Source organism: Nocardioides zeicaulis, assembly GCF_042432345.1.
GTDB classification, from domain to species: Bacteria; Actinomycetota; Actinomycetes; order Propionibacteriales; family Nocardioidaceae; genus Nocardioides; species Nocardioides zeicaulis.
Genome location: NZ_JBHLXH010000002.1, coordinates 165,320 through 188,029, shown reverse-complemented (window position 1 = coordinate 188,029; position 22,710 = coordinate 165,320). Strand labels below are relative to the sequence as shown.

Sequence of the window (22,710 nt, the reverse complement as noted above, 5' to 3'; positions counted from 1 at the left end):
ACCGGGGCTACCGCGAGGTGCGGCGGCGTCGTCGGACCTGCCCAACCTACCCCGAGGGTCGCGCGCCGTCCCCGGTTCGGCGCCCGGGGGGGATGCGCAGGAGGGTCAGCCGACGGGCTGCGTCACGGGTGCGGGCGCGCCGGCGGTGGGGTCCGCGGAACGGGTCGCGCGGTTGAGACGTCCCTGCTGGCTGGCCACGAGGAGCACCGCGACCACGGTCGCGCCCACCGTCACGCCGAAGGCGGCGGTGGCGCCGGAGGTGCCTGAGGTGTCCGCCAGGCGACCGGCGAGGCTGGAGCCGAGGGCGTAGCCCATCCCGGTGGCGCTGGCGAGCATCGTCATCGCGGCACCCACGCGCGCCGGCGGCACGACGCGCTCGGCGAGCGAGAAGACCGCGATCATGTAGGGCGCGACCGCGAAGCCGAGCAGCAGCACGGTCACCGCGGCGCCGCCCAGCGAGTCGACCACGAGCAGCGGCAGGGACAGCACCAGCAGGGCCGAGGCGGCCACCAGGGCGCGGCGCTGGTGCGGGAAGCGCTCGGGCACGAACGCGGTGCCGAGGCCGGCCAGCGCGCTCCCGACGCCGAGCGAGGCGTGCACGAGGCCCGCCACGCCGGGGGTGCCGGCGTCGGTGGCCAGGACGGTCGCCCCGGTCTGGGTGGCGCCGAACAGCGTGCCGATCGTGAGCTGCGCGGCCACCAGCACGACGAACGCGGCGCCGACCAGCCGGCCGCCGGTGGCCACGTGCGCGTGGCCGTGGGCGACGCGGGCCGAGGGGTCGAGCGCGAACGCCGACCCGAAGACGGCGAGGAGGACGGCGGCGAGCACCAGTGCGCCCGACGGCGAGAACACCGCCACGGACAGGCCGACGAGCGCGGGACCGATCGCGAACGACGCCTCGTCGGCCGCACCCTCGTAGGAGAAGGCGGCGTCGACGAGCCGGCGCTGGTCGGCGCCCGCACCGCGGGTCAGCGGCCGCCAGCGCACCCGCGCCAGCGGACCCACCTGGGGCAGGACGAGGCCGGTGACGGCGGCGGTCGCCACCACGACGACGTCGGTGGCCTCACGCCCCACGACCGCGACCAGGGCCGCGAGCCCGGCACCGCCGAGCAGCGACTGCACGAGCACCACCCAGCGCTGGCCGACGCGGTCGGCGAGGGCGCCGGCGACGGGAGCACCGAGGGCGTTGGCGACGGCGAGCGCTCCGGCGCTCAGGCCACCGAGGCCGTAGCTGCCGGTGGCGGTGGAGACGAGGAGGAGGGTGCCGAGCTGGCTCATGGCGAGCGGCAGCCGGCCGACGAAGGCGACGACGACGTAGGTCGTGCCCGCCAGCTCGAGGAGTCGGCGGTAGGAGGCGAGAGGGGTCACGGGGGTCCTTCAGGGTGCGTCGGAACGACGCGCCGAACCCACCTCCAAGGACGCGTGTAACCCTCTGCTCCGCCCATCCTAGGGCGCCTCGCGCGACCTCCCGGAATCCGCGCCGGGAATCTGCGGCGCACCCTCCGGGAGGCCTCTCCCGCGCCACGCGGTGGGGCGCGGTTGTGGCGTCTGAGCCCGGAGTCACTAGGTTGTGGGCGGTAGGACCACAGACCTGAGAAGGAGAGATCATGAACAAGCGTGAGCTCGTCGACGCCGTCGCCGAGAAGACCGGCCTGTCCAAGTCCGAGGCCGAGAAGGCCGTCGACGCCGTCGTCGGCGCCGTCTCGTCGGCGCTGCAGTCGGGTGACAAGGTCGCCGTCCCGGGCTTCGGCACGTTCGACGTGCGCGAGCGTTCGGCGCGCACCGGTCGCAACCCGCAGACCGGCGAGACCATGGAGATCGCTGCCTCGCGCAGCGCCGGCTTCAAGCCCGCCACGGCGCTGAAGAACGCGCTCAACGGCTGAGGACCGGCCACCCCCGGGTGGCCACAGGAGGGGGCGTCGTCCGCGACGCCCCCTTCGTCGTCCTCGAACCCGGACCCAGCCCCGGGACCGGGCCCCGGCGCTGGCGGGCTCAGCTGCCGCCTGCCGGCAGCGCCTCGAGCATGATGTCGGGGTTGTCCCTGGCGGTGACCATGGCGCGCCACTGGTCGACGAACAGCGCGAGGCGGGTGCCGTCGCTGCGCTCGAGCACCTCGATGCCGCGCTTGCCCGCGAGCGCCGCCGCGCCGGCCGCATCGGTGCGCCGCGCGACCTGGTAGTCCAGGCGCGACATCCGGATCGGCGAGCTGAACTCGTGGGTCATCCGGTCCTCGACCACCTCGAACTGCATCGGGCCGACGGCCGCGAGCACCGGGTTCTGGTCCCCGCGCAGGTCGGAGCGCAGCACCTGCACCACGCCCTCCTGGTCGAGCTGCTCGATCCCGCGGCGGAACTGCTTGTAGCGCCCGATGTCCCCGGCGCTGGCGGTGACGAAGTGCTCGGGGGCGAAGCTCGGCACCGGCGGGTACTCGATCCGCTCGCCGACGTAGACGGTCTCGCCGACGCGCAGCGCCTGGGCGTTGACGAAGCCGATGATGTCGCCCGGCTCCGCCGTCTCGACCGCCGCGGTGTCGCGGCCGAAGACCGACTGGGCGAACTTCGTGGCGAACGGCTTGCCGGTGCCCGCGTGCGTCACGACCATGCCGCGCTCGAAGGTCCCTGACACGACGCGGGCGTAGGCGAGACGGTCGCGGTGCGCGTTGTTCATGCCCGACTGCACCTTGAAGACGAACGCGCTGAACGGGTCGTCGACCTGCCGGACCGTGCCGTCGACGCCGGCGGTCGGGCTCGGGTCGGGGGCGATGTCGAGCAGCAGGTCGAGCAGCTGAGCGACGCCGAAGTTCTGCAGCGCGGAGGCGAACATGACCGGGGTGGTCTCGCCGGCGAGGAAGCGGGCCTGGTCGTGGTCGGCCTCGTCGAGCCCGAGCAGCTCGTGCTCCTCGACGGCGCTCGACCACGGCAGCGCGTCGACCTCCTCGACCTCGTCGGGGCCCATCCGCCGCTCGGGGGCACGCGTGGCCCCGCCCGCGGTGCGGGTGTACTTGACGAACTCGCCGGTGCGGCGGTCGAGGACCCCGCGGAAGTCACCGGCCTCGCCCACCGGCCAGGTCAGCGGCGTCGGTCGCAGCCCGATCTTCTCCTGGATGAGGTCCATCAGCTCGAGCGCCGAGAGCCCGGGACGGTCCCACTTGTTGATCACCGTCATCACCGGGATGCCGCGCAGGGCGCACACCTTGAACAGCTTGAGCGTCTGCGGCTCGAGCCCCTTGCCGGCGTCGACCAGCATGACCGCCGAGTCGACCGCGGACAGCACGCGGTAGGTGTCCTCGGAGAAGTCACTGTGGCCGGGGGTGTCGACGAGGTTGATCACGTGGTCGCGGTAGACGAACTGCAGCGCCGCGGACGTGATCGAGATGCCGCGCGCCTTCTCCATCGCCATCCAGTCCGACACGGTCGCGCGCCGCTCGCCCTTGCCGTGGACCGCGCCGGCCTCGGTGATGACGCGGGCGTGCAGCGCGAGGGCCTCGGTGAGGGTCGACTTGCCTGCGTCGGGGTGGCTGATGACGGCGAACGTGCGGCGGGGACGGGTGTCGGACACCGACCGAAATCTACCGGCCGAGGGGGCTGGTGCCTGATTCGGCGAGAGGGGTCAGCGGAAGTCGCGGGAGGAGGCCCTGGCCTGCAGCACCGCCCCGGCGCCCGGCACGACGACGTCGATCGGCTCGACCCGGTCGGCCACCAGGTTGGTCACGCCCTCGTTGCGCTCGAGCCGCCCCCGCACGACGACCGCGACGCGGTTGCGCGCCGCCTGCCGGTGGGCCTTCATCACCCCCACCGAGCACACGACGTTGAGCATCCCGGTCTCGTCCTCGAGGTTGAGGAACGTGACGCCCATGGCGGTGCCGGGTCGCTGGCGGTGGGTGACCAGTCCGCCGACGTGGACGCGACGCCCGGACTCGGCGGTGGCGAGCTCGGCGACCGAGCGGACCCCGGCGCTGCGCAGCTGCTCGCGGAGGTGCTCGACGGGGTGGCGCTCGGGCGAGACCCCGGTCGCCCACAGGTCGGCGAGGGTGATCTCCGGCTCGCTCATGCCCGGCAGCGTGGGCGCGGCAGGAGCGGGGGTGACGCCGGGCAGGTGCTCGGCGCCCTCGGCGAAGCCTGCCGCCCACAGCGCCTCGCGGCGCTGCAGGCCCCAGGCCTCGAAGGCGCCGGCGGTGGCCAGCGCCTCGAGCTGCGCGGAGGTCAGCCCGGCGCGCCGCGACAGGTCGGTGATGCCGGTGAACGGTGCCTCCTCGCGCGCGGCGACGATGCGGCGCGCCACGTCGAGCCCGATGCCGCGCACCGAGTCGAGCCCGAGGCGTACGGCGAGGGCGGTGTCGCGACGGTGCGCCGGCACCGGGTCGGGCGTGCCGGGCACCCACTCCGCCCGCGCGAACCGGGGCGTGCAGCACGCGTCGGGACCGGTGGCGCGCACCGGACCGACGACGACCGGCTCGAGGTCGGCCTGGGCCGAGGAGCGGGTCACGTCGGGACGGCGCACGTCGACGCCGTGGCGGCGGGCGTCGCCGACCAGCGACTGGGGGGAGTAGAAGCCCATCGGCTGGTTGCGCAGCAGGCCGGCGAGGAACGCGGCGGGGTAGTGGAGCTTGAACCACGACGAGGCGTAGACCAGCAGCGCGAAGGACAGGGCGTGCGACTCCGCGAAGCCGAAGTTGGCGAAGGACAGGATCTTGACGTAGATCGAGTCGGCGAGCTCGCCGGTGATGCCTCGCCGCTCCATCCCGGCGTAGAGCTTCTGCTTGACCGACTCGATGCGCTCCACGCCGCGCTTGGAGCCCATCGCCCGGCGCAGCAGGTCGGCGTCGTCGCGGCTGCAGTCGCCGAGCGTCACCGCCATCGCCATCAGCTGCTCCTGGAACAGCGGGACGCCGCGGGTGCGCTCGAGGACGGGCACCAGCTCGGGGTGGTCGTAGGTGACCGGCTCCTGGCCGGTGGCACGACGGACGTAGGGGTGGACCGCGCCGCCCTGGATCGGCCCGGGACGGATCAGCGCGATCTCGATGGCGAGGTCGTAGAACTCCCGGGGGCGCAGCCGCGGCAGCGTGCCGATCTGGGCGCGGCTCTCGACCTGGAAGACGCCGATCGAGTCGGCGCGGCACAGCATGTCGTAGACGGCCGGCTCCTCCTTGGGCATCGTGGCGAGGTCCCACTCCTCGCCGAGGTGCTCGGCCACCAACCGCATCATGTGGTCGAGGGCGCCGAGCATCCCGAGCCCGAGCAGGTCGAACTTCACCAGCCCCATCGACTCGCAGGCGTCCTTGTCCCACTGCAGGACCGTGCGCCGGTCCATCCGGGCGCGCTCGATCGGGCACACCTCGCCGATCGGCCGCTCGGTGAGCACCATCCCGCCGGAGTGGATGCCGAGGTGGCGCGGCGCACCCATCAGCTCCTCGGCGAGGGACACCACCTGGGGCGGGATGTCGTGGGCGGCGGGGTCGCCGGCGTCACCGGTGACGACCGCCTTCCAGCCGTCGACCTGCTTGGACCACGCGTCCTGCTGGCCGGAGGAGAAGCCGAGGGCCTTGGCGGCGTCGCGCACCGCCATCCGGGGGCGGTAGGTGATCACGTTGGCGACCTGGGCGGCGTTGCGCCGGCCGTAGGTGTCGTAGACCCACTGGATCACCTCCTCGCGCCGGTCGGAGTCGAAGTCGACGTCGATGTCGGGCTCCTCGTCGCGGTGCGCGGAGATGAAGCGCTCGAAGGGGAGCTGGTAGAAGACGGCGTCGACCGCGGTGATGCCGAGCGCGTAGCAGACCGCGGAGCTGGCCGCGGAGCCGCGGCCCTGGCACAGGATCCGGCGCTCGCGGGCGAACGCGACGATGTCGTGGACGATCACGAAGTAGCCGGCGAAGTCCTTCTCCGCGATCACCCGCAGCTCGTGCTCGAGCCGCTCGCGCGCCTCGGCCTCGTGGGGCACGCCGGCGTAGCGCTCGGCGAAGCCGCGCTCGGCGAGCACCCGCAGCCACGAGTCGGCGGTGTGGCCCTCGGGGATCTGCCGCTTGGGCAGGGCGGGTGAGGCCTTGCGCAGGTCGAAGGCGAGGTCGTCGGCGAGCGTGACGCTGCGGGTGACCGCCTCGGGGAAGGCGGCCATCGCGGCGGCCGTCTCGGCGCCGCTGCGCAGGTGGGCGGACCCGCCCAGGTCAAGCCAGCCGTCCATGTCGCTCAGGCTGCGCCGGGCCCGGACGGCCGCCATGGCCGAAGCCAGCCGGTGGCGCTGGGGGGTGGCGTGGTGAACGTTGCCGGCCGCGACCAGGTCGAGGCCGTGGACCCCCGCCAGCCGGGCGAGGGCGGTGTTGGAGGCGTCGGCGCCGGGCCGCGGGGAGAGCTCGACCAGGACGTCGTCGAGGCCGAAGAGCGAGGTGAGGCGGTCGAGGGCCTCCGAGGCGGCCGCCTCGCCCCCGTCGGCCAGCGCCTGCGGCACCAGGCCCTTGCGGCAGCCGGTGAGCACCACCCAGTGGCCGCGGCCCTGCGCGCCGAGCTCGTCGAGGTCGTAGACCGGACGACCCTTCTCGTCGCCGCGCAGGTGCGCCTCGGTCATGGCCGCTGCGAGGCGGTGGTAGCCCTCGACCCCGCGGGCGAGCACCAGCAGGTGGCTGCCCTCGGGGTCGGGCACGCCGTTCTGCGGGCCGCCGAGGCCCAGTGACAGCTCGGCGCCGAAGACGGTGGGCAGGCCGTGGGCAGCGGCGGCCTCGGCCAGCATCGGTGCGCCGTGGAAGCCGTCGTGGTCGGTGATCGCGAGGGCGTGCAGCCCCAGCCGGACGGCCTCCTCGACCAGCTCCGTGGGCGAGCTCGCCCCGTCGAGGAAGCTGAAGTGGCTGTGGCAGTGCAGCTCGGCGTAGGGCGTCACCCGCGCCGGTCGCTCGATCCGCGTGGTGTCGGCAGCCGGGCGCTTGCGGCGCGAGACGGGGGCGTCGTCGGCACCGGGCAGGCCGCTGAGCCGGCGCTCGAGCTCCTTCCAGTGCATGGCGGGGTTGTTCCAGCCCATCAGGCACCCACCCCGCGACGAGGGGCGTGCTCAGTCATAGGCCGCCTCCAGCGACCAGCCCTCGGGCGAGCGGACCAGCAGCCAGGCGCGCCCGTCGGCGCCGACGACCTGGAACCTGGCGGTGGGGCCGCTGCCCCCGGACCACCAGCCCTCGTCGGTCGGCCAGGGACCGGTCCACGCGGTCACCGGCTGCCACGGCAGGACGCCGCCGGACACCCGGAACCGGCAGGGCTCCCCGCTGACGACGCCGCGGTCGGTGACCACGACCAGGTGCCCGGACGCGTCGACCACCTCGGCGGCCGGGGGAGTGGCGAACACCCGGACCGGCGCTGGCCCCGGCACACGTCCGGGCCAGGGCCGGTCGCGGGGGCGCAGGTCGACCGGGCGCTCGCCCCACGGGACCAGGGCCTGGCGGGCGGCGGGGCTGCGCCCGCCCTGCAGGACGGGGCGGCGCACCGCCTCGAAGCCGACCATGCCCTGCACGCGGGCCACGCCCCGCTCGACCAGGTCGTCGGAGGCGGTGCCCCACAGCGCCTCGCCGTGGGCGGCCGCGGGCTCGACGACCTCGGGGACGAAGCGCACCCGGTCGATCGGCTCCCGGACCGCGCCGGAGGCCTTCCGGGCCCGCAGCGCCCCGGCGACCCCCTCGACGGTGCCGGCGGACTGCAGCTGCCAGTGGACCCGGTCGACGAGGTCGCGGGCGGTGAAGTGGCGCGGGTGCAGCCACGCGCGCGAGGAGCAGACCACGCCCTCGGACTCGGCCTCCACGCGCACGGCCGTCGCGACGAGCTGGTGGTGGGCGAGACGCTCGACGAAGCGCTCGGCGGTGGTGCGGACGCTGAAGGTGATCGCCTCGACCGACTCCAGGGCCGGCTCGAAGGGCACCTCGGCCTCGAGCTCGGGCGGCGGGGTCCGGGCCGCGAACAGGGCACGGTCCTCGCCCCGTGCCCGGCGTCGGACGGTCGCGCCGTAGGCGCCGAGGCGGTGCTCGACGGCATCGCCCGGCAGGTCGGCCAGGTCGCCGAGCGTGTGCAGCCCGAGGCGCTGGAGCAGCCCGACGAGCTCGCGCCCGCGGGGCCCGTCGTCGGCCAGGACCTGCACGGGCAGGCGACGCAGGAAGGCAGGGGACCCGCCCTCCGGGACGACGGCCCATGACTGCACGTCGGCGGTGCGGGCGGCCTGCTCGGCGGTGAACAGGTCGTCGGCGATGCCGATCCGGACGTCCCAGACGCCGGTCTCGACCACGGCCTGGCAGGTCGTGGCGGCGGCCTCCTCCTCCGAGCCGTACCAGCTCCCGGGGGCGCGGACGGCGAGCAGCCCGGGCCGCAGCGCCGCCACCCCGGGACGCAGGTCCTCCACGGTGGCCAGCACCGGCTCGAAGGCGCGGGCGTCACGGTCGGGGTTGGCCGTCAGGAGCAGCAGCTCGGGACAGCGCGACTGGGCGTCGCGCCGGCGCTGCCCCCGGCGGACGCCCTCGGTGCGCGCGGGGCCGTTGCACACCTCCACGACGTTGGCGGCCAGGACGGCGGCGGGCGCCCGCAGCGACCGGCCGGCCTCGTCGAGGGCGGCGACCACCGACCAGTCGGGGCACCACAGCACCATCACCCTCATCGCGAGGACCTGCCGACATGTCGACCGGCCGCAGGTTCACCCGGAGGCACGACGGGCCTCCCTGACGTCCCTGACGTCCCTGACGTCACGGACCCGGCCGGCAGCCACGGACGGGCGGTCGAGGAGGTGCACCCCCGGCCAGGAGAGGTCGACGTGCTGGGGCGGGCGGGCGCCTCGGTGGACCAGCACGCGGGCCCGGCGCTCCTGGAGCACGCCGGTGCCGGAGGTGGGGCCGAACCAGCCGGAGGTCGCGGTGCTGAGCCGGGCCTCGACCCGCGGCCACGCGCCGTGCACGACGAGCACGGACGAGCGGGTGCGGAGGCGGGAGTCGAGGATGCCGGCGGTGCGCTCGTCGACCCGGGCCGGCGGTCGCAGCACGACCACCCGCAGCACGTCGACGAGGGCCGCGGTCACCTCCAGCCAGTGCTCGCCCGGGTCGGGCACCACGACGGTGCGCGACAGCTCGACGCCGAGCTCGGCGGCGGCCTCGGCGCCGAAGTCGTCGCACCCGGCGAAGCCCACCCACTCGCCGGCCCGCGACGCGCCGGCGGCGAGCGCGAGCCCGAGCGAGGCGGAGTCGACCGCGTAGGTCGCCCCGGCCCGCAGCGGCACGACGCCGGCCAGGCCGGGCAGCGTCGCGACGGGCTCGCCGGCGGGCGTGCGCTCCATCGCTGCCACGCGCTCGCGCAGCTGCTCGACCACCGACCGCGACGGGTCGAGCGTCGTGATCGAGCGGGCGGAGGACATGTCCCCATCATCGAACAGGCGTTCGAACGAGTCAAGCGAGCCGACCGGGCCAGCCCGGAGGGGTGGTGCACCCCCCAGAAGTGTCTACTCCGGCATGGCCCGGGCGGCCCACCGGGGTCGGGACGTTGGCCCCTGTGCGGTGAAGTGTCACTCCTCCATGGTCGATCCGTGGAAGTCTTTACCCTCAGCACGAGACCGGAGCGAGGTGGGATGGGCACGAACGACGCGGGCGCCCGGACGCGCGCTCCCCGGCCGTCCCTCGGCGTCGTCGCGGCGTCCCTCGCCCTCCTGGCGGCGGTCGTCGGCTACGCCGTCAGCGACACCTGGTGGGTCGACCGCGTCTGCTACGACGGCACGCTCCTCTGCGCCGCCGTGCTCGCCTGGGTCGGGGCCGAGCGCGGCCCCCGCGCCGGACGGACGGTGCCCCGCCTCGTCGCCCTCGGGATCTCGCTGTCCGCCCTCGGGGACTTCACCTGGGACCTGCTCGACCGGCTCGGCCTCCCCACCGACGTCACGGTGGCCGACCCGATGTGGATGTCGAGCTACGTCGCGCTCGCCGGGGCCGTCTGGCTGGTCATCGTGCGGAGCCGGTCCGACCGTGGCCGCGACCCGGCGTTCGTCGTCGACGTGCTGACGGTCGTCGTGGTCAGCGTGCTGGTGTTCTGGCGCTTCGCCGTCGGTGCGATCCTCGGCCAGGAGGGTCTCGGCCCGCTCGCCAAGGTCGTGTGGGCGTCCTACCCCGTCCTCGACGCGGTGCTGCTCGCGGTCGTGGCACGCGCCCTGCTCAGCCCCCGCGCCCGGTCCGCCCTCGGGACCACCTTCGCCCTCGGCGTGAGCGTCTGGCTCCTCTCCGACACCGGCTCCCTCGTCACCTCCTACGAGGGCCTGTGGCGGGTCGTCATCGACGCCGGGTGGATGGTGGCACCGGTCCTCATGGCCAGGTCGGCGTGGCGCTCCCACCCCGACCCCAACCTCGGCGCCGTCGGGGACACCGGGCTCGACGTGCTGCAGGAGAAGGTCCGGGGGTGGCGGGCCTCGCTCGGCATCGCCGTCGTCCCGCTGCTCGTCCCGTCGGCCCTCGAGGTGAGCAGCGACATGCTCCACGCCGAGAGCCACCCGTGGGCCCTCGCGCTCGGCTCGGTCCTCCTGGTGGCACTCGCCCTGGTCCGCACCGCCCTGCTCATGTCGTCGGAGGAACGGCACGTGCGCGAGCTGGTCGCGGCCCGCGACGCTGCCTTGGAGGCGTCCCTGGCCAAGTCGCTCTTCGTGGCCACGATGAGCCACGAGTTCCGCACCCCGCTCACCACCCTGGTGGGGTCGCTCGACATGGTGCGCGACACCACCCTCGACGACGACCAGCGCTTCCTCGTCGAGCGCATGGACCGTGCCAGCACCCGTCTGCGCGCCCTGGTCGAGGACGTCCTCGACTTCTCCGCCATCGAGGCCGGTCGCCTCCACGTGGACGAGCAGCCCTTCGACCTGCACCGCATGCTCGACGACCTGCTCGACGACTACCGGTCGGTGGCCGACAGGTCGGGCGTCGGGCTGTCGTGGCACCGCGACGCGGGCGTGCCGTGCCAGGTGGTGGGCGACGTCGTACGGCTCCAGCAGGTGCTGGGCAACCTGCTCGACAACGCCTTCAAGTTCACCCCCTCGGGGAGCATCGCCCTGCGGGTCGCGACCGTGCGCACCTCCCCCGAGCGCCCCGAGATCGTCTTCAGCGTGTCCGACACCGGGATCGGGATCCCGGCCGACCGGCTCGAGGCGGTCTTCGAGTCCTTCACCCAGGTCGACGGGTCGACGACCCGGCCCTACGAGGGCTCCGGGCTGGGGCTGACCATCGCGCGCCGGCTCGCCGAGGCGATGGGCGGGACGCTGCAGGTGACCAGCGAGCCCGGGCGGGGGAGCACCTTCGAGGCGACGCTGCCCCTGCGTCCGGTCCCCGCCGCCCCGGTCCCGCGCTGACACCGGACCGGAGCGTCACCACCCCTGTCACGGTCACCGCGACCGGGTCTGGTCGAGGAACGCCACCACCATCCACGGCACCGACAGGATGCCGCGCAGGAGCAGGGCGACCAGTGGCGTCCACCCGATCCCGATCCCGACGAGGTCGACCACCCGCGCGTGGCCAGGCGGTGGTGTCGGTGCGCCCGCCTAGCATTCCCGCCGTGAGTGAGACGACCCCCGAGCTCGAGGCCGCGATCGCCCTCGGCTACGCGCGCCGCGACCGCGACGACATGGCGCCGACGGTGGCGTACTTCGAGGACCTGCTCGCCCAGCACCCCGGGCACCCCGTCCTGACCTACGAGGTCGCCGGTGCCCACGACACGGCCGGCGACGAGGCCACCGCCCGGGGCCTCTACGAGGAGGCCCTGCGGCTCGGTCTGTCGGGGGAGCCGCTGCGCCGGTGCCTGTGCCAGTACGGCAGCACGTTGCGCTGGCTCGGCGACCTCGAGGCGTCGTTGGACGTGCTCGACCGCGCCCGGCGCGAGTTCCCCGCCTCGGAGTCGGTGCGGGTGTTCCGCGCGCTCACCCTCCAGGAGCTCGGCCGGGGCGACGAGGCGCTGGCCGAGCTGCTCGCCGTGGTCACCGACCACGGCGAGGTCACCGACCTCGGTCGCTACGCCACCGGGCTGGCGGGTCTGGCGCAGTGGTACGCCGCCGGCCGGCCGGGCGACGACTGAGGCCTCCGCGCGCGTGGGCGGCACCTCTGGGTCACCCGGACGTGCTGTCTAGTCAGATCGGGCCATCTTCACGCTTTTGTTAACGTCCTGTGGATCTTGTCGTTAGGTTTTCAACATGCCCACCACCGTGTTGATCGTCGAGGACGAGCCCGACCTCGTCCACGTGATGGAGCTGACCCTCAAGCGGGCCGGCTTCGGCGTCGTCGCGGCTGCCACCGGTGGCGAGGGACGCACCATGCTCGCCCAGCACGAGGTCCACGTCGTCGTGATGGACCGCGGCCTGCCGGACATGGACGGGCTCGAGGCCACCCAGCTGCTCCGCGGCGACGGCTACGACGGCGCGATCATCGTCGTCAGCGGCCACGTCGGCGGCGACCACGTCGCCGCGTCGCTGGAGGCGGGGGCCGACGAGGTCCTGTCCAAGCCCTTCAAGCTCGCCGAGCTGGTCGAGCTCGTGCACCACGTGGTGGCCCCGGTCGCCGAGGTCGGCTGACCCGAGCCCCAGGGGACCAACGACCCCTGCACAGGGACGCCTCCATCGGGTACGAAGGGTGCATGGCGACGCTCACCGACGACCAGGTCCACCGGCTCGACCAGTGGTTCCGTGCAGCCAACTACCTCTCCGTCGGGCAGATCTACCTGCTCGGCAACCCCCTCCTCGAACGACCACTCGAGCGCGAGGACATCAAGCCCCGCCTGCTCGGCCACTGGGGGACCACGCCGGCCATCAACCTCGTGTGGACGCACCTGAACCGCCTCATCCGCGAGCGCGACGTCGACGCGATCCTGCTGTGCGGCCCCGGGCACGGCGGCCCGGCAGCGGTGGCGAACGCCTGGCTGGAGGGCACCTACTCCGAGGTCTACCCGGCCATCGGGCACGACCGCGACGGCATGGCCCGGCTGTTCCGCCAGTTCTCCTTCCCCGGCGGCATCCCGAGCCACGTCGCGCCCGAGACCCCGGGCTCGATCCACGAGGGCGGCGAGCTCGGCTACGTCCTGTCGCACGCCTATGGCGCCGCCATGGACAACCCGGACCTCGTCGTCACCGCGATCGTCGGTGACGGCGAGTTCGAGACCGGCCCGCTCGCAGCCAGCTGGCACGCCAACAAGCTGGTCGACCCGGTGCACGACGGCGCCGTGCTGCCCGTGCTCAACCTCAACGGGTGGAAGATCGCGAACCCCACGATCCCGGCACGCATCCACCGCGAGGAGCTGGAGAGCCTGCTGCGCGGCTACGGCCACCACGTGATCACCGTCGAGGGCGACGACCCGGCCGACGTGCACCGGCAGATGGCTGCGGCCCTCGACGAGGCCCACGACATGATCCGGGAGACCTGGCGCGCCGCTCGCGAGGACGGCGACCTGGACCGGCGTCCGTGGCCGATGGTGCTGCTGGTGACCCCCAAGGGCTGGACCGGTCCGGCCGAGGTGGACGGCAAGCCCGTCGAGGGCACCTGGCGGGCCCACCAGGTGCCGCTGGCCGGCACCCGCGACGACGACGCCCACCGCGCGCAGCTCGAGGAGTGGTTGCGCTCGTACCGGCCCGAGGAGCTCTTCGACGTCGACGGCCGGCCGGTGCCGGAGCTGCTCGAGCAGGCGCCGGTCGGGACGCGGCGCACGAGCGCCAACCCGCACGCCAACGGCGGCCTGCTCAAGCGACCGCTCCGCCTGCCCGACTGGCGCACGGCCGCGGTGGAGGTCGAGCGACCGGGTGCCTCCATCCACGAGCCGACCCGCGTGCTGGGCAGCTGGCTGGTCGACGTGGTGCGCGACAACGACACCACGTTCCGCATCTTCGGGCCGGACGAGACGGCCTCCAACCGGCTCGACGCGGTCTACGAGGTGACCGACAAGGTCTGGGCCGGCGAGATCCGCGACGTCGACGAGCACCTGGCGCGCTCGGGCCGCGTCGTGGAGATCCTCTCCGAGCACACCTGCCAGGGCTGGCTGGAGGGCTACCTGCTCACCGGCCGCCACGGCCTCTTCAGCTGCTACGAGGCCTTCATCCACATCGTCGACTCGATGCTCAACCAGCACGCGAAGTGGCTCAAGACCACGCGGACCATCGAGTGGAGGCCGCCCGTCGCCAGCCTGAACTACCTGCTGAGCTCGCACGTGTGGCGCCAGGACCACAACGGCTTCTCCCACCAGGACCCCGGGTTCATCGACCACGTGGTCAACAAGAAGGCCGAGGTCGTGCGCGTGTACCTGCCGCCGGACACCAACACGCTGCTCTCGACGATGGACCACTGCCTGCGCAGCGAGCACTACGTCAACGTCGTCGTCTCGGGCAAGCAGCCCGGCTTCGACTGGCTCGACGCGCAGCAGGCCGACCTGCACTGCGCGCGCGGGCTGGGCATCTGGGAGTGGGCCTCCAACGACGACGGCGACCCCGACGTCGTGGTCGCGGCCGCCGGTGACGTGCCGACGCTGGAGGCACTGGCGGCGGTGTCGCTCCTGCGCGAGCACCTGCCGGAGCTGAAGGTGCGCTTCGTCAACGTCGTCGACCTGATGCGGCTGCAGGACGAGCGCGAGCACCCGCACGGCCTCTCCGACCGGGAGTTCGACACCGTCTTCACCCGCGACCGACCCGTGGTCTTCGCCTACCACGGCTACCCGTGGCTGATCCACCGGCTCACCTACCGGCGCGCCAACCACGACAACCTGCACGTGCGCGGCTACAAGGAGGAGGGCACCACCACCACGCCCTTCGACATGGTGATGATGAACGACACCGACCGCTACCACCTGGTCATGGACGTGATCGACCGGGCGCCGGGTCTCGGCTCGCGTGCCGCGGACGTGCGGCAGCTGATGGTCGACACGCGCCGGCGGGCACGTGAGTGGACCCGCGAGCACGGCGACGACCTGCCCGAGGTGCGCGACTGGCGGTGGGACGCCGACGCCGACCCGCAGGCCGGGCGCTCGCCGTCGACGACCGCCGAGCCCGACACGGCGGCCGACAACCTCTAGCCGCGTCCGGCGAGGAGCTCGCGCACGGCGCCGGCGATCGCGAGCTCCTCGTCGGTCGGCACCACGAGCACCGCGACCGGTGAGCCGTCGGGCGAGATGGTCCGCGGGCCGGTGCCGTCGGCCTCGTTGCGTGCGGGGTCGACCTCGATGCCGAGGCGCTCCAGGCCGTGCAGGGCGTCTGCCCGCAGCCGCGGGGCGTTCTCGCCGACCCCGGCGGTGAAGACCACGGCGTCGGCGCCGCCGAGCACCGCGTGGTAGGCGCCGACGTACTTGCGCAGGCGGTGGCAGTAGACGTCCCACGCCCGCACGCAGTCGGGGTCCCCGCGCTCGACCCCGGCCTGGAGGTCGCGGAAGTCCGCGCGCCCGGTGAGCCCGAGGATGCCCGATCGGTGGTGCAGCAGGTCCTCGAGCGCGTCGACGTCGAGCTGCTCGTGACGGGCCAGGTGGACGACGACCCCTGGGTCCAGGTCGCCGGCGCGGGTGCCCATCACGAGGCCCTCCAGCGGCGTCAGCCCCATCGAGGTGTCCAGCGGACGTCCCGCCTCGATGGCGGCCGCGGACGCGCCGTTGCCGAGGTGGAGGGTGACCAGGCGGAGGTCGTCGCGACGGAGGTGCTCCGCGGCCCTCCGGGCGACGTGCTCGTGGCTGATGCCGTGGGCGCCGTAGCGCCGCACCCCGGCCCGGGCGGCGAGCTCGCGGTCGACGGCGTACGTCGCGGCCGCCGCGGGGAGGTCGGCGAAGAAGCCGGTGTCGAGGACCACCACGTGGGGCACGTCGTGGAGCCACTCCATGGCAGCGCGCAGCGCGGCCAGCGCGGGCGGGTTGTGGAGCGGCGCGAGGTGCACGGCGTCCGCGACCGCGGCCAGCACCCGGTCGTCGACCACGGTCGGTCGGACCAGGTCAGGTCCACCGTGGACGACCCGGTGGCCCACGCCGACCAGGTGGTCGTCGTCGACGCCGGCACGTCGGAGGTCGTCGGTGACCTGCTCGAGGGCCCGGGCGTGGTCGCCCTCCGCGGACAGGCGGTCCACCGCCCCCTTCGCGGTGACCGAGCCGTCGGGGGCGAGGACCTGGTACTTCAGCGAGGAGGACCCGGCGTTGAGCACGAGGACCTGGTCGGCGTCCATGGCAGGAGGCTATCCGCCGAGGTGCTCGCGGAACGCGCGGTGGAACGTCTCGACGGCGGAGCGTCGCGGCTCCTCGCCGTCGATGCGACCGGTGTCGAGGTAGTCGGTGAGGCCGGGCAGCCGCAGGGCGTCGCGCTCGGGGATCCGGCGGTAGCCCATCCACCACGCACGGAACTGCCGTCGCGCGACCTCCTCGCGCCGCACGACGAAGACGGTGTGGTGCCGCTCGTCGGCGTCGATCATCGTGAAGCGTGCGTCGACGGCGTCGGCCGGTCCCTCGAGGGTCTGGATGAACGTGCCACCGGCGTAGAGCAGCATCCCGGTGATGTCGCAGCGCTCGTTGGTGAGACGAGCGGCGCGCAGCAGGTCGTCGAGCTCGAGGACGCTCATCTCCTCGGTCGCCGAGCTCACGTAGGTCAGGGAGAGCACGCAGTTCGGTACCCAGGCGCCGACCGAACCACACGCCGGGGCGGACCGGTGCGCGCCGCAGCCCGGCGACCTAGGCTGGCGGCATGGCAGACGAGCACCCCACCACCGTCGTCCTGTTCGGCGCCACCGGCGACCTCAGCCAGCGCAAGCTGCTCCCCGGGCTGCTCCACCTGTTCAAGACCGGGCTGCTGCGCCAGGTGCGGGTGGTCGGCACCTCGCTCGACGAGCACACCCGTCAGTCCTTCCAGGACCTCGCCGAGAAGGCGATCCGCGAGTTCGGCGACGACGACGACGTCGACGCGTGGCCAGACTTCGCGCCGCTGCTGCACTGGGCGCCCGGGGCGGAGGGACCTGCCGGCCTGCGCCGCGTCGTGGAGGAGGCCGAGGCGACCTTCCCCGTCGACACCCACCCGCAGCGCCTGCACTACCTGAGCGTGCCGCCGCGGGCTGCCCTCCCGGTCGTCGCCCAGGTGCGCGAGGCCGGCCTGGCCGAGCGCAGCCGGATCATCATGGAGAAGCCGTTCGGCACCGACCTCGCCTCGGCGGTGGAGCTCAACCGTCAGCTGCACGAGGTCTTCGACGAGTCGCAGATCTTCCGCATCGACCACTTCCTCGGCAAGGAGGCGGCCCAGAACATCCTCGCCTTCCGCTTCGCCAACGGCCTCTTCGAGCCGATCTGGCACCGCCACCACATCGACCACGTCCAGATCGACGTGCCCGAGGAGCTGGGCCTGGCCCAGCGGGCGAGCTTCTACGAGGCGACCGGCGCCTACCGCGACATGGTCGTCACCCACCTGTTCCAGGTGCTCGCCTTCACCGCGATGGAGCCGCCGACCGCCCTGCTTCCCGAGGCGATCTCGGAGGAGAAGAACAAGGTCTTCCGCTCCATGCTCCCGATCGAGCCGCACGACGTGGTACGCGGCCAGTACACCGGCTACCGCTCGCTCGACGGGGTCGCGCCCGACTCCGAGACCGAGACGTTCGTGGCGCTCAAGTGCTACATCGACAACTGGCGCTGGGCGGGCGTGCCGTTCTACCTGCGGACCGGCAAGCGGATGGCCGAGGGTGCCCGGATCATCTCCATCGCCTTCAAGGAGCCGCCCCGCACGATGTTCCCCTCGGGGTCGGGCGTCGGCGACCACGGCCCGGACCACCTCACCTTCGACCTCGCCGACCAGTCGCGGATGTCGCTGTCGTTCTACGGCAAGCGGCCGGGCCCGGGCATGAAGCTCGACAAGCTCTCGATGCAGTTCGCGATGCACGACACCGGCTGGGCGGGGTCGGTGCTCGAGGCCTACGAGCGGCTCATCCACGACGCGGCACGCGGCGACCACACGCTCTTCACCTCGGCGCAGGGCATCGAGCGGCTCTGGGAGATCTCCACGCCCCTGCTGGAGAACCCGCCGGTGGTCCGCCCGTACGCGCCCGGCTCGTGGGGCCCGAACCAGATCCACCAGCTCGTCGCCCCCTTCACCTGGCGGCTGCCGTTCGAGCGCAGCTGGCGCGACCCCAACTCCGACGGCGCCTGAGCGCCGGACGCCCGGACCTCCCGCCACCGGCGCGTCCTGCCCAGTCGGGCACACGTGTCCGACATGTCGCCCTTGGTCTCGCAGTGAGAGGGCAACATCTCGGACACGTGCACGACGCTGCGCGCGTGGGCAGGTGAGGACGAGGGCTGGGCTGACCTGCGGCGAGGGGGCCTCTGTCAGGGCCGGTACTCGTTGTCGGTGACGTGTTCGAGCCAGGTGACCACGTCGCCGTTGCCGTCGGCTTCCTGCATGGCGATGTGCGCCATGAACCGGTCAGGGGTTGCGCCGTGCCAGTGCTCCTCGCCGGGCTCGATGTACACGACGTCGCCGGGCCTGATCTCCTGGACCCCACCTCCACGTGTCGCGACGTAGCCGATGCCGTCGGTGACGTAGAGGGTCTGGCCCTTGGGGTGGGTGTGCCAGGCCGTGCGGGCACCGGGAGTGAACCGGACGTGCGCGCATCCGATGGCGGACTGGTCATCGGGGTTGCGGATGCCGTCGATGTGGACCGAGCCGGTGAACCAGTCGGCGGGGCCGGGAGCCGTCCGGCTCCCGCTGGGGGTGAACTTCATGGGCTTCTTCCTTCGGGTGTCGATCTGTCTCCGCGCGGGGCTCAGGATGCGCCGGCGGGGGCGGCGGTGAGGGTCGTGGTGATGTCGCCGTCCATGGCGGCCAGACGGCTGGCTGCCGTGTCGTCGAGGCGGCCGAGGACGACGATGCCGGCGTCGTAGGACTGGTCGCCGTAGTAGAGGACGAGGTCGTTCCCGGGGGCGTAGTAGCCGAGGTCGCCCACGTCGGGGTCTGCGCCATCGGGTTGCCCGTCGAGGTCGAGCGGCGCGCGGAGGGGTCCGGTCTTCTCGACGCCTCCATGGTCGATCATCTCGATGGTCTGCGGCAGCTGGGTCATCAGGTCGCGACCGGCGGGGGTGTCGTCGACAGCTGCGGTGAGCAGTTCCTGTCCGATCTGGACCTGGATGTGCATGTCGGCCTCCTGGGTCGAGCCGTTGCGGGTGGACGTGCTGGGTGCGGGGGTGCCTGACGACGTGGACGGGCTGGCCCCGTTGCCGTCCTGCCTGATGGAGGAGGGCTGCACACCTTGCGGGTCCGCGGCGGTACCGCAGCCGCTGAGGAGCGCGGCGGCGAGGATTGTCGCCGCCGCAGCGAGTCTGGGTGGGGTGTGTCGACCGGTCACGGGCGCAGGAGGACCTTGATGGCGCGTCGTTCGTCCATGGCGGTGTAGCCGGCCGCGGCCTCGGCGAGGGGGAGCTCGAGGTCGAAGACCTTGCCGGGGTCGATCTGGCGGTTCCAGATGCGGTCGACGAGGTCGGGCAGGAAGCGGCGTACGGGGGCGGGTCCGCCGTGGAGATGCACCTGGGAGAAGAAGATCTCGTCGCCGGGGAGCTGGACGTCGTGGGAGACGCCCACGAACCCGACGTGGCCGCCGGGCCGCGTGGACCGGATGGCCTGCATCATCGACTCCTGCGTGCCCACGGCCTCGATGGCCGAGTGGGCGCCGAGCCCGTCGGTGAGCTCCTTGATGCGGGCGACACCAGCGTCGTCACGCTCGGTGACGATGTCGGTGGCACCGAACTCGCGAGCCAGAGCCTGCCGGTCGGCGTGGCGGCTCATGGCGATGATGCGCTCGGCGCCGAGCTCGCGCGCGGCCAGCACGCCGAGAAGTCCGACGGCGCCGTCGCCCACGACGGCGACGGTCTTGCCGGGTCCGGCCTCGGCGGCGACGGCAGCGAACCAGCCGGTGCCGAGGACGTCGGAGGCGGCCAGCAGGCTGGGGACGAGGGCGTCGTCCGGCATGCCCGGGGTGGCGACGAGGGTGCCGTCGGCGTACGGGATGCGGGCTCGTTCGGACTGGGTGCCGATGGTGCCGTGGACGAACTCGGCGTGCACGCACCGAGACGGGTAGCCGGCGCGGCAGTTGTCGCAGGTGCCGTCGGAGATGACGAACGAGCCGATGACGAAGTCGCCAGGCTTCACCGTGGTCACGTCGCTTCCGACCTCCTCGACGACGCCGACGTACTCGTGTCCCATCGGCAGCCCGTCCGCGGGCTCGGCGCCGCGGTAGGGCCACAGGTCCGACCCGCAGATGCAGGTCGCGGTCAGGCGGATGACCGCGTCGGTCGGCTCGACGATGCGGGGCTCGGCGCGGTCGACGACGCGCACGTCACCGGGCCCGTACATCACTACTCCACGCATGGCGGGTTCCTCTCGGGTGGGGGTTGGGTCTCGGGTCAGGTTTGGGTTGAGGTTCGGGGTCAGGAGGTCCCGGGTGCCGGCGCGGGACCGGCGTCCGGCGGTGCGCGGTGCCCTGCGACTCGGAACGCGACGGCGGAGGCCGCGGTGAGTGCGAGGACGATGACCGCCATGGGGACCGCGGCGTGCTCGCCGCCGAGGCCGGCCAGCGGGGCGATGGCACCGGCCATGACCCACTGCAGGAAGCCCAGCAGGGCTGACCCCGTACCGGGGTGGTCGGGGACGGCAGCAGACGCGAGGGCTCCGGCGTTGGGGCCGACCAGGCCCTGTGCGGTCATCAGGACGAAGAACCCCACCAGCGCCACGCCCAGCGGCATCGAGAACCACACGGCCGACACGGCCAGGACGAGGCCGGCGGCACCCGTGGCGACGAGGCCCACCGCGACGAACGAACGCGCCGGCACGCGGTCGGCGAACCGGGCGGCGACGAGGGCCGCCACCGTCATCCCGCCGGCGTTGAGGGCGAAGTCCAGCGAGTACTGCACCGGGGTGAGGCCGTTCATCGACTGCAGCACGTAGGCCGAGGTGGCGACGTAGGCGAACGTCGTTCCCATCGAGAACGCGAACACCACCAGGTGGCCGCTGAACACGCGCGAGGACAACACCTCGCCCGTCGCGCCCAGCAGCCGTCCGAGGCCACCTCCGTGGCGCCGTTCGACGGCAAGCGACTCCGGCATGGCCAGCGCGACCGTCAGGACCATCACGCCGGCGAAGGCGGCGACCACCCAGAACGACGCCCGCCAGTGCGTCACCGACAGCACCATCGCGCCGAGCAGCGGTCCCACGATCGGGGCGACCCCGGCCACCGCAGCGACCAGGTTCATCGCCCGCACCATGCGCACGCCGTCGGTGAGGTCCACGACGACCGACCGGGCGATGACCATGGCCCAGCCGCCAGCGAAGCCCTGTGCCAGCCGGGCGGCCATCATCGCGGCCACTGACGGGCTCAACGCGCACGCCACCGACGCAGCCACGAGGACCACCAGGCCGGCCAGCAGCGGCCGCCGGCGTCCCACCCGGTCCGAGAACGGGCCGCCGGCCAGCTGGCCCAGCGCCATGCCGACGAAGAACGTGGTCAGCGTGAGCTGCACCTGGGTGGCGGAGGCGTCGAGGTCGCGGCCCACGAGCGGGAACGCGGGGACGTACATGTCGGTGGCCAGCGGTGCGATGGCGGTGATGAGCACGACCCCACCCAGCACCGACGCCGGCAACGCCGCACGACCGCCGGGTCGAGCAGCCGCCGCCGAGGTCGACGAGGTCGGGGCGGCGGCGGTGGAGGGAGTCGGGTCGTGCAGGAGGGGCATGTCCCCATTCGACCGGCGCTCGCGTCCGCGAGGAAGTCACGCTCGTGAGGTGTACCAGCAGGGCATCCCTCTCGGGTGTCGGAGCATCGCCGGCCGCGGGTAGCGTCGACGGCATGGACAACCGCTCGGAGGTGCGAGAGTTCCTCAGCTCGCGCCGGGCCCGGCTGACCCCCGAGGACGTCGGACTGCCCGACGTCGGGCAACGGCGCGTCCCCGGGCTGCGACGCGGCGAGGTGGCCGCCCTGGCGGGGGTCAGCATCGAGTACTACGCCAAGCTCGAGCGCGGCGCGCTCGGCGGGGTGAGCGCCTCCGTGCTCGACGCCATCGCCCGGGCGCTGCGCCTCGACGACGCGGAACGCAGCCACCTGTTCAACCTCGCCCGAGCAGCCGACGGGACCAGCGAGATGCTCCGCCCCCGGCGCCGCACCCGCACGTGGGAACCGCGGCCCAGCCTCACGTGGGTGCTCGACGCGATCACCGGCGGACCGGCCTTGGTCCGCAACGGGCGCATGGACCTGCTCGCCACCAACGCGCTGGGCCGCGCCATGCACGCGTCGCTGTACGAGCGTGCGCTCGGACCGGTCCCGAACTTCGCGCGGTACACCTTTCTCGACGACGACTCCCGCCGCTTCTACCCTGACTGGGACACCGCTGCCGACACCGCGGTCGCCATCTTGCGAACCGAGGCCGGCCGCGACCCCCACGACCGGTTGATGCACGACCTCGTCGGCGAGCTCGCCACCCGCAGCGAGGAGTTCCGCCGCCGCTGGGCCAGCCACGACGTCCGCCTCCACGGGGCCGGCACGAAGACCTTCCACCACACCGCCGTAGGCGAGCTCGAGCTCGCCTACGAGAGCGTCGACATGGTCTCCGACCCCGGCCTCAGCCTCACCATCTACGCCGCCGAACCCGCCTCCCGCACCGCAGAAGCGCTGGCGCTCCTCGGCTCGCTCGTCGCCACCCCGGCGACCCCCGATCCGGAGTCCCACAACGCCTAGACGGCAGTACGTCCCCGTCCCGGCGGGCGGCCGGC

At 73.4% G+C, this 22,710-nt stretch carries 18 protein-coding genes; 7 read left to right on the top strand and 11 right to left on the bottom strand.

From position 1 onward, the window contains the following. Positions 1 to 105 precede the first annotated feature (105 nt). Positions 106 to 1,368 (bottom strand): MFS transporter, encoded by a 1,263-nt coding sequence (locus tag ACFFJG_RS15400; protein ID WP_378519669.1) that lies wholly within the window; start codon positions 1,366 to 1,368, stop codon positions 106 to 108. A gap of 239 nt (positions 1,369 to 1,607) precedes the next feature. Here ACFFJG_RS15400 and ACFFJG_RS15395 point away from each other — a divergent pair, with 239 nt between their 5' ends. Continuing rightward, on the top strand, positions 1,608 to 1,883 hold the full coding sequence (locus ACFFJG_RS15395; RefSeq protein ID WP_378519668.1) for an HU family DNA-binding protein: 276 nt from the start codon (positions 1,608 to 1,610) through the stop codon (positions 1,881 to 1,883). Between the two features lie 109 nt (positions 1,884 to 1,992). Here the strand turns inward: ACFFJG_RS15395 and ACFFJG_RS15390 are convergent, their stop codons facing one another. From ACFFJG_RS15390 to imuA', 4 genes are read right to left on the bottom strand one after another with little or no spacing between them, the layout of a single operon-like run. Further along, on the bottom strand, positions 1,993 to 3,558 hold the full coding sequence (locus tag ACFFJG_RS15390; protein WP_378519667.1) for a peptide chain release factor 3: 1,566 nt from the start codon (positions 3,556 to 3,558) through the stop codon (positions 1,993 to 1,995). Between the two features lie 51 nt (positions 3,559 to 3,609). Next, positions 3,610 to 7,005, bottom strand: coding sequence for an error-prone DNA polymerase (locus tag ACFFJG_RS15385; protein ID WP_378519666.1), 3,396 nt, complete (start codon positions 7,003 to 7,005; stop codon positions 3,610 to 3,612). Between the two features lie 30 nt (positions 7,006 to 7,035). Further along, positions 7,036 to 8,616 carry a Y-family DNA polymerase gene (locus ACFFJG_RS15380; RefSeq protein ID WP_378519665.1) on the bottom strand — a complete coding sequence of 527 codons (1,581 nt, stop codon included), beginning with the start codon at positions 8,614 to 8,616 and terminating at the stop codon, positions 7,036 to 7,038. A gap of 36 nt (positions 8,617 to 8,652) precedes the next feature. After that, entirely contained in the window at positions 8,653 to 9,363 is a 711-nt protein-coding gene (imuA', locus tag ACFFJG_RS15375) for a DnaE2-dependent mutagenesis accessory factor ImuA' (RefSeq protein ID WP_378519664.1), read from the bottom strand. A 210-nt stretch (positions 9,364 to 9,573) separates the two neighbouring features. Here imuA' and ACFFJG_RS15370 point away from each other — a divergent pair, with 210 nt between their 5' ends. The 4 genes from ACFFJG_RS15370 to ACFFJG_RS15355 all read left to right on the top strand — a co-directional run bounded on the left by ACFFJG_RS15370 (position 9,574) and on the right by ACFFJG_RS15355 (position 15,020). Then, complete coding sequence (locus tag ACFFJG_RS15370; RefSeq protein WP_378519663.1) at positions 9,574 to 11,328, top strand: sensor histidine kinase; 1,755 nt, start codon at positions 9,574 to 9,576, stop codon at positions 11,326 to 11,328. 203 nt (positions 11,329 to 11,531) lie between these two features. Continuing rightward, positions 11,532 to 12,047, top strand: a complete 516-nt coding sequence (locus ACFFJG_RS15365) for a tetratricopeptide repeat protein (RefSeq protein ID WP_378519662.1) — start codon at positions 11,532 to 11,534, stop codon at positions 12,045 to 12,047. A gap of 115 nt (positions 12,048 to 12,162) precedes the next feature. Beyond that, positions 12,163 to 12,540 (top strand): response regulator transcription factor, encoded by a 378-nt coding sequence (locus ACFFJG_RS15360; protein WP_378519661.1) that lies wholly within the window; start codon positions 12,163 to 12,165, stop codon positions 12,538 to 12,540. A 62-nt stretch (positions 12,541 to 12,602) separates the two neighbouring features. Then, entirely contained in the window at positions 12,603 to 15,020 is a 2,418-nt protein-coding gene (locus ACFFJG_RS15355) for a phosphoketolase family protein (protein WP_378519660.1), read from the top strand. On the opposite strand, the gene ACFFJG_RS15350 is transcribed toward ACFFJG_RS15355, so the two are convergent. Further along, positions 15,017 to 16,147, bottom strand: a complete 1,131-nt coding sequence (locus ACFFJG_RS15350) for an acetate/propionate family kinase (protein ID WP_378519659.1) — start codon at positions 16,145 to 16,147, stop codon at positions 15,017 to 15,019. The genes ACFFJG_RS15355 and ACFFJG_RS15350 overlap by 4 nt on opposite strands. Before the next feature lie 9 nt (positions 16,148 to 16,156). Next, complete coding sequence (locus ACFFJG_RS15345) at positions 16,157 to 16,576, bottom strand: BLUF domain-containing protein (RefSeq protein WP_378519658.1); 420 nt, start codon at positions 16,574 to 16,576, stop codon at positions 16,157 to 16,159. Positions 16,577 to 16,659: 83 nt separating this feature from the next. On the opposite strand from ACFFJG_RS15345, the gene zwf reads away from it, so the two are divergent. Further along, positions 16,660 to 18,105, top strand: a complete 1,446-nt coding sequence (gene zwf, locus ACFFJG_RS15340) for a glucose-6-phosphate dehydrogenase (RefSeq protein WP_378519657.1) — start codon at positions 16,660 to 16,662, stop codon at positions 18,103 to 18,105. A gap of 176 nt (positions 18,106 to 18,281) precedes the next feature. On the opposite strand, the gene ACFFJG_RS15335 is transcribed toward zwf, so the two are convergent. The 4 genes from ACFFJG_RS15335 to ACFFJG_RS15320 all read right to left on the bottom strand — a co-directional run bounded on the left by ACFFJG_RS15335 (position 18,282) and on the right by ACFFJG_RS15320 (position 21,677). After that, the gene (locus ACFFJG_RS15335) at positions 18,282 to 18,677 is read right to left on the bottom strand and encodes a (R)-mandelonitrile lyase (protein ID WP_378519656.1); all 396 of its coding nucleotides are present in this window, start codon (positions 18,675 to 18,677) and stop codon (positions 18,282 to 18,284) included. A gap of 41 nt (positions 18,678 to 18,718) precedes the next feature. After that, positions 18,719 to 19,087, bottom strand: coding sequence for a cyclophilin-like fold protein (locus ACFFJG_RS15330; RefSeq protein WP_378519655.1), 369 nt, complete (start codon positions 19,085 to 19,087; stop codon positions 18,719 to 18,721). Positions 19,088 to 19,293: 206 nt separating this feature from the next. Continuing rightward, on the bottom strand, positions 19,294 to 20,316 hold the full coding sequence (locus tag ACFFJG_RS15325; protein WP_378519654.1) for a zinc-dependent alcohol dehydrogenase family protein: 1,023 nt from the start codon (positions 20,314 to 20,316) through the stop codon (positions 19,294 to 19,296). A gap of 59 nt (positions 20,317 to 20,375) precedes the next feature. After that, positions 20,376 to 21,677, bottom strand: coding sequence for a multidrug effflux MFS transporter (locus ACFFJG_RS15320; protein ID WP_378519653.1), 1,302 nt, complete (start codon positions 21,675 to 21,677; stop codon positions 20,376 to 20,378). Positions 21,678 to 21,790: 113 nt separating this feature from the next. Here ACFFJG_RS15320 and ACFFJG_RS15315 point away from each other — a divergent pair, with 113 nt between their 5' ends. Then, the gene (locus tag ACFFJG_RS15315) at positions 21,791 to 22,675 is read left to right on the top strand and encodes a helix-turn-helix transcriptional regulator (RefSeq protein ID WP_378519652.1); all 885 of its coding nucleotides are present in this window, start codon (positions 21,791 to 21,793) and stop codon (positions 22,673 to 22,675) included. Positions 22,676 to 22,710 lie beyond the last annotated feature (35 nt).

Excerpts from the sequence above, each read along its gene's own strand:
- ACFFJG_RS15395 (WP_378519668.1), top strand. The coding sequence starts at position 1,608 with ATGAACAAGCGTGAGCTCGTCGACGCCGTCGCCGAGAAGACCGGCCTG.
- ACFFJG_RS15385 (WP_378519666.1), bottom strand. The coding sequence starts at position 7,005 with ATGGGCTGGAACAACCCCGCCATGCACTGGAAGGAGCTCGAGCGCCGG.
- ACFFJG_RS15380 (WP_378519665.1), bottom strand. The coding sequence starts at position 8,616 with ATGAGGGTGATGGTGCTGTGGTGCCCCGACTGGTCGGTGGTCGCCGCC.
- imuA' (WP_378519664.1), bottom strand. The coding sequence starts at position 9,363 with ATGTCCTCCGCCCGCTCGATCACGACGCTCGACCCGTCGCGGTCGGTG.
- ACFFJG_RS15370 (WP_378519663.1), top strand. The coding sequence starts at position 9,574 with ATGGGCACGAACGACGCGGGCGCCCGGACGCGCGCTCCCCGGCCGTCC.
- ACFFJG_RS15360 (WP_378519661.1), top strand. The coding sequence starts at position 12,163 with ATGCCCACCACCGTGTTGATCGTCGAGGACGAGCCCGACCTCGTCCAC.
- ACFFJG_RS15355 (WP_378519660.1), top strand. The coding sequence starts at position 12,603 with ATGGCGACGCTCACCGACGACCAGGTCCACCGGCTCGACCAGTGGTTC.
- ACFFJG_RS15350 (WP_378519659.1), bottom strand. The coding sequence starts at position 16,147 with ATGGACGCCGACCAGGTCCTCGTGCTCAACGCCGGGTCCTCCTCGCTG.
- zwf (WP_378519657.1), top strand. The coding sequence starts at position 16,660 with ATGGCAGACGAGCACCCCACCACCGTCGTCCTGTTCGGCGCCACCGGC.
- ACFFJG_RS15335 (WP_378519656.1), bottom strand. The coding sequence starts at position 18,677 with ATGAAGTTCACCCCCAGCGGGAGCCGGACGGCTCCCGGCCCCGCCGAC.
- ACFFJG_RS15330 (WP_378519655.1), bottom strand. The coding sequence starts at position 19,087 with ATGCACATCCAGGTCCAGATCGGACAGGAACTGCTCACCGCAGCTGTC.
- ACFFJG_RS15325 (WP_378519654.1), bottom strand. The coding sequence starts at position 20,316 with ATGCGTGGAGTAGTGATGTACGGGCCCGGTGACGTGCGCGTCGTCGAC.
- ACFFJG_RS15320 (WP_378519653.1), bottom strand. The coding sequence starts at position 21,677 with ATGCCCCTCCTGCACGACCCGACTCCCTCCACCGCCGCCGCCCCGACC.
- ACFFJG_RS15315 (WP_378519652.1), top strand. The coding sequence starts at position 21,791 with ATGGACAACCGCTCGGAGGTGCGAGAGTTCCTCAGCTCGCGCCGGGCC.